Origin of the sequence: Clostridium sp. (genome assembly GCF_051654825.1) — a bacterium.
GTDB lineage: Bacteria > Bacillota > Clostridia > Clostridiales > Clostridiaceae > Clostridium.
Window position 1 is genome coordinate 1 of the sequence record NZ_JBOFYU010000243.1, and the last position, 12,991, is coordinate 12,991.

The following is a 12,991-nucleotide window of genomic DNA, read 5'->3' on the forward strand; positions in this document are numbered from 1 at the left end:
TAATAAGCATACTTCATATATTTAGCTGTAGAATATATGGTTTAAGAAAATATAAGAAGAAAATCAGAGAGGACGAAGAAGTTGAAAAGAGCATATAAGATAGAGATTAATCCCACTCAAGAGCAAAAATATAAAATACATCAAACTATTGGTGTATCAAGGTTCATATATAACTTCTATATAGCTCACAACAAGGAAGTTTATGAGAAAGAAGGAAAGTTTGTAAGTGGCATAGATTTTTCTAAATGGTTGAATAACGAATATATACCTAATAATCAAGATGTTCAATGGATTAAAGAAGTATCTTCTAAAGCTACTAAGCAAGCTATTATGAATGGAGATAAAGCATTTAAAGACTTTTTTAAGAAAACTAAGGGGTTTCCTAAGTTTAAGAAAAAGAAAAATCAAGATGTTAAGGCTTATTTTCCTAAGAATAATAAAACTGATTGGACTTTAGAAAGACATAGAGTTAAAGTACCCACTCTTGGTTGGATAAAACTTAAAGAGTTTGGATATATACCAACTAATTCAATAGTTAAAAGTGGTACGATAAGCCAAAAAGCTGATAGATACTATGTTTCTATATTAGTGGAAAAAATTGATATAGAGATGTTTAGATCCAATAATAATGGGATAGGAATTGATGTTGGGTTAAAAGAGTTTGCAATATGTTCAGATGGAAATAAATTTAAGAATATAAATAAAAAATCTACTGTTAAAAAGGTAGAAAAGAAATTAAAGAGAGAACAAAGAAAACTTTCAAGGAAATATGAAAGTTTAAAGTTAAGAAATAAAAATATAAAAGAAGGGAGGACTACTCGTCAAAATATCCAAAAACAAATAGTCAAAGTACAAAAACTTCATCAAAAATTAACTAATATACGAACTGATTATATTAACAAAACAGTATCTTCAATAATAAAGCAAAAGCCAAGCTACATTACAATTGAAGATTTAGCAGTATCAAATATGATGAAGAATAAGCATTTATCTAAAGCTATAGCAAGTCAAAAGTTCTTTGAATTTAGAACGAAACTAACTACTAAATGTAAACAAAATAATATTGAACTTAGAGTAGTTGATAGATTTTATCCATCAAGTAAGACTTGTAGCCAATGTGGAGAGATTAAAAAGGATTTAAAACTTAAAGATAGAGTATATAACTGTAGTTGTGGCTTATCTATTGATAGAGATTTAAATGCAAGTATTAATCTTAAAAGTGCTAAAAAATATAAGATAGCTTAAAATCAAAAGCACTTATATATGTACGGAGGGCTAACTTCGGAATTTAAGCCTTTGGAGAGCCATATCAAATCGTAGTAGCTTAGGCAAAACGAGGTTCATTGAAGAAGGAATTTTCTCAATATGGATATATTTGACCATATTTTGAGTAGCAGAGAACTTTAATGTTAGGATTTGACTTTGATAAAACAGTTAAAGAGGTATTAGATATTATAAAAGCTAATGAATTAGATTTAGATATAAAGGAATATCTAATGGAGTTAATGGAGGAGGATGAAATAATTATAGATCCACCAAATTATTTTGATATTACTTGTATTAGCGATGATAATTCATCAAAGGAGGTTTGTGTTGGAGGTACATTAACTGAAGAAGAAATTAATAATTTATCTAAGGATGAACTTCTATTACACAATGAATTAAGCTCAAGAGCTAACTCTATTTTTGAAAAAATTAAGAATAATGATAAAAAAGAAGATAAGTGGCATAGCAGATTTAATAAGAAGAGATAAAGAAGACGATTCATTCAATATGACAACTAGTATTTATGAATTTATTGGTAAAGCTATGCTTTATTAAAAATTATAGAGCTATTATCAAGTTGATTTTTATAGCTTGATAATAGCTATTTTTATTGTAAGCTCTTGAACATATGACATCTATAATTGTTTTCAACTCCATGATACCCTATGACTATAGAAATTAATTTATAGTGGAGGGTATTTTTTATGTTTTGAGTACACTAGAACTAGGACCGGAAAGCATGCATAACAATTTATAGACAATGCTTATCTGTATGTATTTTTAATTCAGACGGAAAGATGTTAGTTCAACAAAGGCAGCCTTTTAAAGAAGGATGCCTAATATGTGGGATATTACAGTTGGTGGTAGTTTTGTTTCAGGAGATACAAGTCAAGTTGCAGCAGAGCGTGATGTTTATGAAGAAATAGGATATAAGTTATCATTAGATGACGTAAGGCCAGCCCTTACCATTAATTGAAGAAAATGATGATTTAGCGGCTGCTTTTACAATACGTGAATCAAATCATGAGGAGTTTATGAAGAAAAAATTGATGATTTTATTATACGTGGATATAGGTTTGAAATAAATTATTAAGCCTTTAAACAAATATACATATTTTCTTTATATATTACAATTATAATTAAATAAAGGTTAATTAGTAGAGGTGATTTTGTGTATAAAATTTTATTGTTAGAAGATGAGATATCTGTTTCTGAAGTATTAAAGGCCTATTTAGAGAATGAAGGATATAAGGTAGTACACTCAGAGAGAGGAATAGAAGCTATAGATTTATTTTTTTCAAATAACTTTGATTTAGTAATATTAGATTTGATGCTTCCTGATTTAAGTGGTGAAAGAGTTTGTAAGGCTATAAGAGAAAAATCTGATGTGCATATATTTATGTTAACTGCAAAGGGAGATTTAGATTCACGAATCGAAGGTTTAAACATAGGTGCAGATGAGTATTTAGTAAAGCCCTTTAGTCCTAGGGAGCTAGTTGCAAGAGTAAATGCATTATTTAGAAGATTTAATATAGAAAAAAATAGTGAAGATTATTTATATAATAATGGAGAATTAATAGTTGATTCAAGTAGAAGAAGGGTAAAATTAAATTCTAATGAAATAACCTTAACTCCAAATGAATTTGAAATTTTAGAGCTTCTTATAAGTCATAAAGGAAGAGCATTAACTCGTGAGCAAATAATTAACAATATATTTGGAGAAAGCTTTGATGGCTTTGATAGAACTATTGATGTACATATAAAAAATCTTAGAAAAAAGCTAGAAATTGATACGAAAAATCCTAAATATATTATAACTGTTACAAGGGTAGGTTATAGATTTGGTGGTGATTTTTAGTTGAGCACTATACGAAGAAAGCTAAGTGGAAGCTTTTTAATAAGTTCTATTATTACTATTGTATTTATTATTATTTTTGTAAATATAGCTATAAACAAACAGTTTGTAAACTATATGAATGAAGTTCAAAATAAAAGATATAACAGAATAGTTACTTATTTTGAGGAAGTATATAAAAAGGAAGGGGCCTTTGATAATAATTCTGGAAACGAATTGATTCATGAAGCCTTTATGAATAATTATTGTTTAACTCTTATGGATTCTAATAAAGAAGTAATTTGGGGAATGAATCCAAAGGACATAACTGAAGATTTTTCATTTAATAATATGCATAAAGAAGAAAAGGGCTTTTATACATCAAATATTTTTGAGATAAAAAACAAAGATAAAGTAGTGGGTTATGTAGAAATAGGACAATATTCGCCTATTTTATTAACAGAGGAAGATACTAATTTTATTACTTCTATAAATAAAGTAATAATATGGAGTGCATTTATAACTATAGGAATTGGTATTATAATAAGTACTTTTTTAGCAAAACAATTTTCGAAGCCTATTTCAGAGGTTTCAGAAATGTCAACAAAGTTATCTAGGGGTAATTTTAATATTAAAAATGACAGTACAACAAAAATTAAAGAAATTAATGACTTAAAAGTTAATATGAATTCCTTAGCAGAAAAGTTAAAAAATCAAGATTTGTTAAGAAGAAAACTTATTAGTGATATATCTCATGAAATAAGAACACCATTAAATATTCTGCAAAATAATTTAGAAGCAATGGTAGATGGTATTTTTCCAATAACTACTGAAAGGCTTATAAAGTTAAATAGTGAAGTTGTTAGATTTAGTAAGCTTTTAAATAACTTAGATCAATTAAAAGCTTTTGAATCAGAAAGTAATAAGTTAAATTTAGTAGATGTGGATATAGAAGAGGTTACCCTTGAAGTATATAAGCAATTTAAAATAGAAGCTAAAAATAAAAATATAGCTTTAACTTGTAGTATTCAAAATGAAAATAATTATATTGTAAAGGGTGATAAAGATAAGTTAAAGCAAGTAATTATTAACATTATTAATAATGCAATTAAATTTACTAATGATTACGGTGAAGTAAATATATATTTAAAAAAGGAAGAAGAAAAAATAGTATTTATAGTTAGAGATAATGGAATTGGTATTTCTAAAGAGGATTTACCATATATTTTTGAACGTTTATATAGAGGTGATAAAAGCCGAAATTATATTAAAGGCAATGGAATTGGTTTAGCTATAGTAAAAAGCATTTTAGAAAGTCACAATGCTAAGATTGAAGCTAAAAGTAAAATAGGTAAAGGAAGTACATTTACAATAACTTTTTAGTATTTTTGTTCTTTATATAATCTACATATCTTTTTTATATAATAACCATAGAAAAAATTATAGTGGGAGATATAATTAAGGAGGTTATTATGAGCATAAAAAGAGAAAAGCTATATGTTGATGGAATGGTATGTGAATCTTGTGAAAAGATAATTGAAAAAAGCTTAAAGAAAGTAAAAGGAGTAAAATCAGCCAGAGCAAGTTTAAAAGAAGCTACCATAGTAATTACTTATGATTCAGAATTATGTAGCAATGAAGAAATACAGGCTGTTTTAACAAAGGCAGGATATTCAATTATAAGTGATAAAAATAATAACGACTTGTTTTACATTATAGGTATTGTTTTTATCACATTTATAATGTTAAAGGTTGGAAGAAACTCTGGGGATTTTAATATAGCTAATAGCTTAAATGGCAATGTAGGATTTGTAGCCTTATTTATTATTGGAGTATTATCATCATTACATTGTGTTGGTATGTGTGGTGGAATAATGATGAGCCAAAGTATTAGTATTGATAAGGGAAATAGATTTGAAAACTTTAAACCAGCATTAAAGTATAATTTAGGAAGATTAATTTCTTACACAGTATTAGGTGGAATAGTTGGTGGTATAGGTAAGGTGGTATCTTTATCACTAGGAGGTCAAGCTTTAATTACTATAATTGCAGGTGGTTTTATGGTAATTATGGGGATGAATATATTTGGATTTAAAGTCTTTAGAAAAATAACAATTAAATTACCTTGGAATAATTGTAATGTAAAAAATAATAATACTCCCTTCGTAGTAGGATTACTAAATGGATTTATGCCATGTGGACCATTACAAACAATGCAATTATATGCTTTAGGAACTGGAAGTATAGCATTAGGAGCTATGTCTATGTTTTTCTTCGCCCTAGGAACAATTCCATTAATGCTAGGTTTTGGACTTGTATCTAATTTATTAAGTAGAAAGAATTCAAATAGATTAGTAAAAATAAGTGGATTAATAATTATCATCCTTGGTGTTTCTATGACTACGAGAGGGCTATCACTTTTAGGAGTAAATATTCCATCAGGTGCTTCAAGTAGTTCATATGGATCAAATAAAACTAATAATGATACTAATGGAAATAAAGCTGAAATAGTTAATGGAAAGCAAATTGTAAGACTAACTGCTAATGGATATGGATATACACCAAAGATTGTTTATATTCAAAAAAATACTCCTACAGAAATAATAATTGAAGGTGAGAGAATCACTTCTTGTAACAATGAAATAGTTATACCATCAAAAAATATAAGCAAAGAACTTTCATCTGGAACTAATACTATTACTTTCACTTCAGATGATAAAGATATTAACTACAGTTGTTGGATGGGTATGAAAAGGGGCGTTTTAAAAGTAGTAGATGATTTAAATGAAATTAGCCAGTCGGATATAAGTAATGATGAATCAGAGAGTAGAGAAGTACAGTTTTACGGATTACCAATATCTAAAGTAGAAACAGATAGATTAATAAAAATAGCTGATCAATCAGAACAAATCCAAAAAATTAATATTACTAGTTCAGCAGGTAATTTTGAGCCATCAGTAGTTGTATTAAACAATTCAAATGAATCAATATTTAATTTCAACATGAAGGATAGAAGTAATGATGGTGTTTATAAGATTTTTAATGATGATCTTACTGAAATCATTGCAACCTTTGAAATAATTAATGGAATAGTGACTAAAGAGCTTCCTAAATTAGATGAGGGTGTTTATGGAATAATCAAGGATAATGGATTGTACTGCGTTATAGAAGTGTATTCGGATATTAATAAGGTAGATAAAGAATCTCTTAGAAAAAAATACTTTTAAAGCAACTAGGATGGAGCAAGTATAATAAAGAAAAAATAACTATCATCAATTTATTTAATTTGATGATAGTTATTTTTATTTGCTTGCAATATTTATGAAATATTACAATGTTAACATTGATTTAAAAAATATTCTAATTATAAAGGGAAAACCTATATATTAAAAACACTTGTCTATTATCTTTAGAGTAAAGACTAGAAATAGGTATTTCCTTTATTAAGTCAAAGGAAGTATTATTTTCTAAATAATATATGTAATCATGAGAAGGATAGTACAATACAATATCTACAGTTTTTCCATGTTCATAAGCGGAATCTAATATATTTTCAATTACCTTAATAAATATTTGCACTGAAAAGGGATTAAAAAAGTAAAAGATATTATCTTCTTTAGAAATTGGAGACTTTTCGGCAAAGGAGTTTATAAAGTTTATCTTAGTAGAATCTTTCCTATGCTTTGAGATAAAGGCTTCCTTATTATCTAAAGCTTCCTTATAGTAATAAGTATTCATTTCTATTCCAGTAACCGTGGAATTATAAAAGTAGTTAGCATAAAAATTTAAACGTCCCTTGCCACATCCATAATCTATTATGCTATCTTTTTCACTAATTTTATAATTGTTAAATAATGTTTCTAGGGCTAAATATGATGTAGCCTCATAACGATTATAATGAAGAGACTCATTAAAGCCTTTTTGTTCACCGCAGGTTTTTATATTAAGTAGCTTTTCAAATTCTTGTTCAGTCATGTTTATCCTCACAGGTTTTAGATTTTTTATGTCCTTTATATATTAAATTTTAACATAAAATGAACTACAATCATATAAGCTAAGTGGTTCCCTTTAACTTATAAATAAATCTTGAAATTTAATATACTATCAAAAAGGGAGTTGATTGCTTTAAGTGTATTAATAAATTATCAATAAAAAGGTTGTTAAATAAATAAATTAATAAGGCTAAAGATTAAGTTGTATTAAGTACATAAATATAAAAAAAACTATTTAAACCTAATAAATTATCTGATATTCTTTTATTTAGTTAAAAAAAATATGTAATTAATTCCATGGTATTGGGGATGGAATTTAGTTGAGTAGAAAATTATAAATTGCTTAAATAATGCGACGGGGGGCAGGGGTATGACAAAAGAAAGTTTATTTAAATTAGTAAAAGAATATTCAATAATAACAGTAGGAGTTTTTATTTTAGCATTTGGGCTATCAAGCATGTATCTACCTAATGATATGGCTGTAGGTGGATTAACAGGACTAGCATTAGTAGTAAATAAGTTTATACCAGGTTTATCAGTATCTGGAATGACTTTTATATGTAATGCAGCATTATTAATATGTGCATTTAAAATTATAGATAAGGATTTTGGAATAAAAACATTATATTCAAGTTTTATACTTTCAACGTCTATGGAAATAGTAAGCGGAGTCCTTAATGGCAATGCACTTATTAATAATATTGTATTGGCTTCTTTAATAGGGCCAGTAATAATGGCAACTGGTTTATCACTTCTTATATGCAAAAATGCATCAACAGGTGGAACAGAAATATTAGCAAAGATATTAAATAAATATTCTACTATAAATATAGCAATAGCCTTATTAATGATAGATTTAGTAGTAACAATATGTGGTGGATTAACATTTGGTATGGAAAAAGGAATCTTTGCATTAATAGCTGTACTTTTAACTGGAGTTATATTAAATAAAATTGTTTCTATAAGAAGTAAGGAAAGTACTGTTGATGAAGAGATATTTGTTGAAAATTTAGAAGAGTTAGGACAATATGCAAATTAAATAATATATAAATATAGTTTTTCTTAAAGAAAGGCTATATTTTTTTATAAAAAATTGCTAAATTTTTTTGTGAAACTATATATAAGCTTACATATTTGTTAATAAAATGGTATAATAACAAGGATAAACACGAAATATAGTTTAAAAGTAGAAATAAATTCAGATAAATAAATTGTAGAATAAAACATAATAGTATATACTATTGATGTGTTTAAATTTGTTTAGTATATAATATATAGAAAAGGAGAATTACATATGTGTGAATCAAATCACGAGCTTGGGATTATTGCATTAGAGAGCTGTACAGAATTAGGTAATGCAGTAGATCAATATATTAGAGATAAAAGAAATTCAGAGGAATCATTTTTAGTTCCTATTGATGAAATAAGATTTTCAAATGGTGAAGGTAAAGCAAAGCTTCCTAGAACAGTAAGAGGTAAGGATATTTATATCTTATGTGATATTGGAAACTATAGCTGTAAATATAAAATGTTTGGTATAACAAACTGCAAGGGTCCAGATGAACATTTCCAAGACATAAAAAGAACTGTTTCAGCAATAAGAGGTAAGGCGTCAAGAATAACTGTTATAATGCCTTTACTTTATGAATCAAGACAACATAGAAGAAAAGGAAGAGAGTCACTAGACTGTGCTTTAGCTCTTCAAGAACTTGAGAGATTAGGTGTTGATGAAATAATTACATATGATGTTCATGATCCAAATGTACAAAATGCTATACCACTAATGTCATTTGAAAATATGTATCCAACATATGATATAGTAAAAGCTCTTATTTCTAATGAAGCATCATTAGAATTAAACAAAGATAAGCTTTTAGTAATTAGCCCAGATACAGGAGCTATGGATAGAGCTATCTACTACTCAAGCGTTTTAGGAGTAGACGTAGGTTTATTCTACAAGAGAAGAGATCACTCATTAGTAGTAAATGGTAAAAACCCTATAGTTGAGCATGAGTATATGGGAAGAGACGTTGAAGGAAAAGACGTTTTAATAGTTGATGATATGATAGCTTCAGGAGAATCAGTATTTGATATAGCAACAGAATTAAAGGCTAGAAAAGCTAGAAATGTTTATGTTGCAACTACTTTTGCTTTCTTTACAGAAGGTTTAGAAAAGTTCAATAGATTCCATGAAGAAGGAATAATATCAAGAGTTTACTCAACTAACTTAACTTATGTATCACAAGAATTAAGAGATGCAAAATGGTTTAAGGCTGTTGATATGTCAGAATCATTATCAAGAATAATCAATAGATTAAACTATGGTAAGTCAATTGCTAAATACATGGATGCAACTCAAGTTATAAGAGATTTATTAAAATAATAAAACTTGAATATAGAAATTAAAAGGGTTTAATAAGAAGAGGATTCTTATTAAATCCTTTTTTATTAGAGCATCTAAATAAATAGTTAATTATATTATATTTTTGCTGAAGATTTTCTTATAGAATAACCATTGAATTTAATAATTAAAAATTTAACAATTATAAAGGAAGAATTAGGGGAATTAAAAGAATATAATAAAATTAAATAAAAATTTCAGTTTTTTTTCACATATGGTAAATCGTTTTACATACCTGCGAAAAACGATTTCATATGTGGCTATAATGATAAAATATGGCATTGTGAAGAACATAACAATTATTTTATATTAAAGTAATTTAGTATATAATAGCAATAGCGAAATAAAGCAAAAAATAAGAATAATAATATATACTAATTTGGTAAATAATATATCAGAATACTGTATATAATTGCATTTTAGTATTTTAAATTTTATATAACAAGGGAGAGTATGTGTAATATGAAAACTTTAGTAATCAATTGTGGAAGTTCTTCTTTAAAGTATCAATTAATAGACATGTCAACTGAAAAATCAATGGTACAAGGATTAGTTGAAAGAATAGGAATTGAAGGCTCTATTTTAACTCAAAAGGTTGAGGGCAAGGATAAGTATATTATAAAGACACATATGAAAGATCATAAGGATGCTATAAAATTAGTTTTAGAAGCTTTAGTAAATGAAGAGCATGGAGTAATAAAATCAATGGATGAAATTTCAGCTGTGGGACATCGTGTTGTTCATGGTGGAGAAAAATATTCAAAATCAGTTATTATAACAGATGAAGTTTTAAAGTCAATTGAAGAATGTAGCACTTTAGCTCCATTACATAACCCACCAAATGTAATAGGAATTGAAGCTTGTAAGGAGCTTATGCCAAATACACCAATGGTGGCAGTATTTGATACAGCATTCCATCAAACTATGCCTAAGCAAGCATATATTTGTCCATTACCATATGAGCTATATGAAAAGTACGGAATAAGAAAATATGGCTTCCATGGAACTTCACATAAATATGTTGCATATAAAGTTGCAGAAGAAATGGGAAGAGATATAAAGGACTTAAAGATAATCACTTGTCACTTAGGAAATGGTTGTTCATTAGCAGCTGTTAAGGGTGGAAAATCAATAGATACATCAATGGGATTCACACCACTTGCTGGAGTTATGATGGGAACTAGATCAGGAAGTATAGATCCATCAGTAATAGGATTCTTAGTTGAAGAGCATGGATATAAAATAGAAGATATACAAGATTTATTAAATAAAAAATCAGGAGTTCTTGGTATATCAGGAGTTTCTTCAGATTTTAGAGATGTTATAGAAGAAGCTAATAAAGGGAATATGAGAGCACAATTAGCATTAGATGTATTCCATTATAAAGTAAGAGCTCAAATTGCTGCTTATGCAGGAGTAATGGGTGGAGTAGATGCAATAGTATTTACAGCTGGAATTGGAGAAAACTCTTCTTTAACTAGAAAAGAAAGCTTAAAAGGTCTTGAGTTCTTAGGATTTGAATTAGATGATGAAAAGAATTCAATAAGAGGAGAAGTTCAAGAAATATCAAAGGCTGGTTCAAGAGTTAAGGTATATGAAATACCAACTAATGAAGAATTAATGATAGCTAGAGATACAGCAGAATTATTAAAATAGAATAAAATATCATATATGAGGTAAGTTATAAAAGATATAGCTTACCTTATTTTTATTTTTAAAATTACAATGTTAAATTGGTGAAGCTATACACATTAAAGTGCTAAAAGGAATGATTTTATGATAAATAAAGAATCTATGATAAAGCATGGAACAGTTGCTTTTATAACTATGTTTGGAGTAGGCTGGTTATTTGGAGTGAAAAACATGATGATAGCTTTTCCAATTGCATTAACATCAGCAGTATTATCTAGGCAAAACTTTAAGGTTAAAACCTTTGAAAAAATATTAAAAATAATTATATTAGATTTACTAATAGTTACAATAGCATTTATATCATCAAGTAATGTTATTTTAGGATTATTTTTAAATTTTATAACTATGTTTTTAATTATGTATACTATAGTTTCCCCCTATGATCCTACATTTTATAAGCCATTTATAATGCTTTATGTTTTTACTCAATATGCAAGTGTTACATTAAGTGAATTACCTAATAGGTTTTTAGCTGTAATATTTGGTGTATTGATAGTAGTTTTAGGAAGCTTTATTTATAGGGGAAATGATAAGAAAATACTAGGTAAGAGTGTTTCATCATCATTAGAACTTTTAATAAAGCAATTAGATAATATTAAAAAAGGAAGCTATGATGATAAACTTACTAATAAATGCTCTAATATAATGAGGGCATTAGCTTATAAAATATATATAACAAGGCATAAAAAGTACCTTACTACTAATATTGGAAAAATCCAATTTACCATTTATATAAGCATAGAATATTTTAATTTATTATTAAAGGAAGTTTATGAACTTTATAATAAGGGAGAAATAAGTAAGTCAAATATAAATAAGCTTAAAAGCTTATTAAATAGTATTTTAGAATATTCTAGGGGAGAAATAAATGAAGAAAAAATAAAGGATATTATTAATAACTATGTAATAATCATAAATGAAAACTTATATTTATCAGAGAAAATAAATACGATAATATTAGGTATATTAAGATCTATAGATGAATTAGGAAAGCTTAAAAAGAGAAGCTTTAACAAGGTATATAAGGAATGGGAAACTACAGGATTAGATAGCACTAAAAATACATTTATGGAATATTTTCATCCTGATACTATAAGGTTTAACTTTGCTATGAGAATGTCTATAAGCTTAACAATAGCTTTACTTTTATCAGATATTCTTGGATTTTACAAAATGATTTGGGTTGTAATAACTATAATGTCTGTAATGCAAGCTTATTATGAAGATACAATTTCTAGGACTAAAGAAAGGGTAATAGGAAATGTTATTGCAATAATATCTGTAGGGGTTTTTATAAATATAATTAATATTAGATGGGTTACAATTTTGATTTTAATAGTTTCACTTTATTTGATTTATGCCTTTAAGGAATATTATAAGATTTCTATATTTACATCTATTGCATCTTTATGTATAGCATCTTTATCAGAAAATATAAATGTATTAATTTTTTATCGTGTTGTGTATGTTATTATAGGAGCTATTTTAGTTTTAATAGCTAACAAGATTCTATTTCCTTATAAGCTTAAGGATGGTATTGAAAGTCTTCAGGATAAAATCAATAGGTATAAAAACTTTTTAATAGATTATAAGGATGATGAAAAGTTAAGTAAAAAAGATGAAGGTGAAATTAGAGATATAATTATTCATATAGCATTACTTAGTCAAAAGCTTTATTTAAGAAATATTAAATATGGAAAAAAGGAAGTAGAAGATTTTATTTATGATACAAACAAATTTAATATTTCTTTTGGATATGAAATATTAAGTAAAAATAATATATAAAAAATATTAACATTTATTAGG

General features: G+C 26.8%; 11 protein-coding genes and 1 pseudogene. 11 read left to right on the top strand and 1 reads right to left on the bottom strand.

What is annotated here, in order from left to right; genetic code table 11:
• The 7 genes and pseudogenes from ACRDBA_RS15025 to ACRDBA_RS15055 all read left to right on the top strand — a co-directional run.
• Window positions 1-98: pseudogene (locus ACRDBA_RS15025) on the top strand (IS607 family transposase); the annotation flags it as partial.
• On the top strand, window positions 82-1,245 hold the full coding sequence (locus ACRDBA_RS15030; RefSeq protein WP_438573742.1) for an RNA-guided endonuclease InsQ/TnpB family protein: 1,164 nt from the start codon (window positions 82-84) through the stop codon (window positions 1,243-1,245). The pseudogene ACRDBA_RS15025 and the gene ACRDBA_RS15030, both read left to right, overlap by 17 nt.
• Window positions 1,246-1,406: 161 nt before the next feature.
• Window positions 1,407-1,754: a hypothetical protein gene (locus ACRDBA_RS15035; protein ID WP_438573743.1), complete on the top strand. Its 348-nt coding sequence runs from the start codon at window positions 1,407-1,409 to the stop codon at window positions 1,752-1,754.
• A 353-nt stretch (window positions 1,755-2,107) separates the two neighbouring features.
• Entirely contained in the window at window positions 2,108-2,242 is a 135-nt protein-coding gene (locus ACRDBA_RS15040; protein WP_438573744.1) for a hypothetical protein, read from the top strand.
• 195 nt (window positions 2,243-2,437) lie between these two features.
• Window positions 2,438-3,124: a response regulator transcription factor gene (locus ACRDBA_RS15045; RefSeq protein WP_438573745.1), complete on the top strand. Its 687-nt coding sequence runs from the start codon at window positions 2,438-2,440 to the stop codon at window positions 3,122-3,124.
• On the top strand, window positions 3,125-4,483 hold the full coding sequence (locus ACRDBA_RS15050; protein ID WP_438573746.1) for a HAMP domain-containing sensor histidine kinase: 1,359 nt from the start codon (window positions 3,125-3,127) through the stop codon (window positions 4,481-4,483). It abuts the gene before it with no gap.
• An 89-nt stretch (window positions 4,484-4,572) separates the two neighbouring features.
• A complete protein-coding gene (locus tag ACRDBA_RS15055) occupies window positions 4,573-6,327 on the top strand; it encodes an urease accessory protein UreH domain-containing protein (protein ID WP_438573747.1) in 1,755 nt (584 codons plus the stop codon).
• Between the two features lie 133 nt (window positions 6,328-6,460).
• Here the strand turns inward: ACRDBA_RS15055 and ACRDBA_RS15060 are convergent, their stop codons facing one another.
• On the bottom strand, window positions 6,461-7,075 hold the full coding sequence (locus ACRDBA_RS15060; RefSeq protein ID WP_438573748.1) for an SAM-dependent methyltransferase: 615 nt from the start codon (window positions 7,073-7,075) through the stop codon (window positions 6,461-6,463).
• A gap of 387 nt (window positions 7,076-7,462) precedes the next feature.
• Here ACRDBA_RS15060 and ACRDBA_RS15065 point away from each other — a divergent pair, with 387 nt between their 5' ends.
• The 4 genes from ACRDBA_RS15065 (at window position 7,463) to ACRDBA_RS15080 (ending at window position 12,970) form a co-directional block, all read left to right on the top strand.
• Window positions 7,463-8,131 carry a YitT family protein gene (locus ACRDBA_RS15065; protein ID WP_438573749.1) on the top strand — a complete coding sequence of 223 codons (669 nt, stop codon included), beginning with the start codon at window positions 7,463-7,465 and terminating at the stop codon, window positions 8,129-8,131.
• Between the two features lie 255 nt (window positions 8,132-8,386).
• Window positions 8,387-9,475: a ribose-phosphate pyrophosphokinase gene (locus ACRDBA_RS15070; protein WP_438573750.1), complete on the top strand. Its 1,089-nt coding sequence runs from the start codon at window positions 8,387-8,389 to the stop codon at window positions 9,473-9,475.
• 480 nt (window positions 9,476-9,955) lie between these two features.
• The gene (locus tag ACRDBA_RS15075; protein WP_438573751.1) at window positions 9,956-11,149 is read left to right on the top strand and encodes an acetate kinase; all 1,194 of its coding nucleotides are present in this window, start codon (window positions 9,956-9,958) and stop codon (window positions 11,147-11,149) included.
• Between the two features lie 120 nt (window positions 11,150-11,269).
• Window positions 11,270-12,970, top strand: a complete 1,701-nt coding sequence (locus tag ACRDBA_RS15080; RefSeq protein WP_438573752.1) for an FUSC family protein — start codon at window positions 11,270-11,272, stop codon at window positions 12,968-12,970.
• Window positions 12,971-12,991 lie beyond the last annotated feature (21 nt).

Coding starts and splice junctions, on each gene's coding strand:
- ACRDBA_RS15035 (WP_438573743.1), top strand. CDS start 1,407: ATGTTAGGATTTGACTTTGATAAAACAGTTAAAGAGGTATTAGATATT.
- ACRDBA_RS15040 (WP_438573744.1), top strand. CDS start 2,108: ATGTGGGATATTACAGTTGGTGGTAGTTTTGTTTCAGGAGATACAAGT.
- ACRDBA_RS15055 (WP_438573747.1), top strand. CDS start 4,573: ATGAGCATAAAAAGAGAAAAGCTATATGTTGATGGAATGGTATGTGAA.
- ACRDBA_RS15060 (WP_438573748.1), bottom strand. CDS start 7,075: ATGACTGAACAAGAATTTGAAAAGCTACTTAATATAAAAACCTGCGGT.
- ACRDBA_RS15065 (WP_438573749.1), top strand. CDS start 7,463: ATGACAAAAGAAAGTTTATTTAAATTAGTAAAAGAATATTCAATAATA.
- ACRDBA_RS15070 (WP_438573750.1), top strand. CDS start 8,387: ATGTGTGAATCAAATCACGAGCTTGGGATTATTGCATTAGAGAGCTGT.
- ACRDBA_RS15075 (WP_438573751.1), top strand. CDS start 9,956: ATGAAAACTTTAGTAATCAATTGTGGAAGTTCTTCTTTAAAGTATCAA.
- ACRDBA_RS15080 (WP_438573752.1), top strand. CDS start 11,270: ATGATAAATAAAGAATCTATGATAAAGCATGGAACAGTTGCTTTTATA.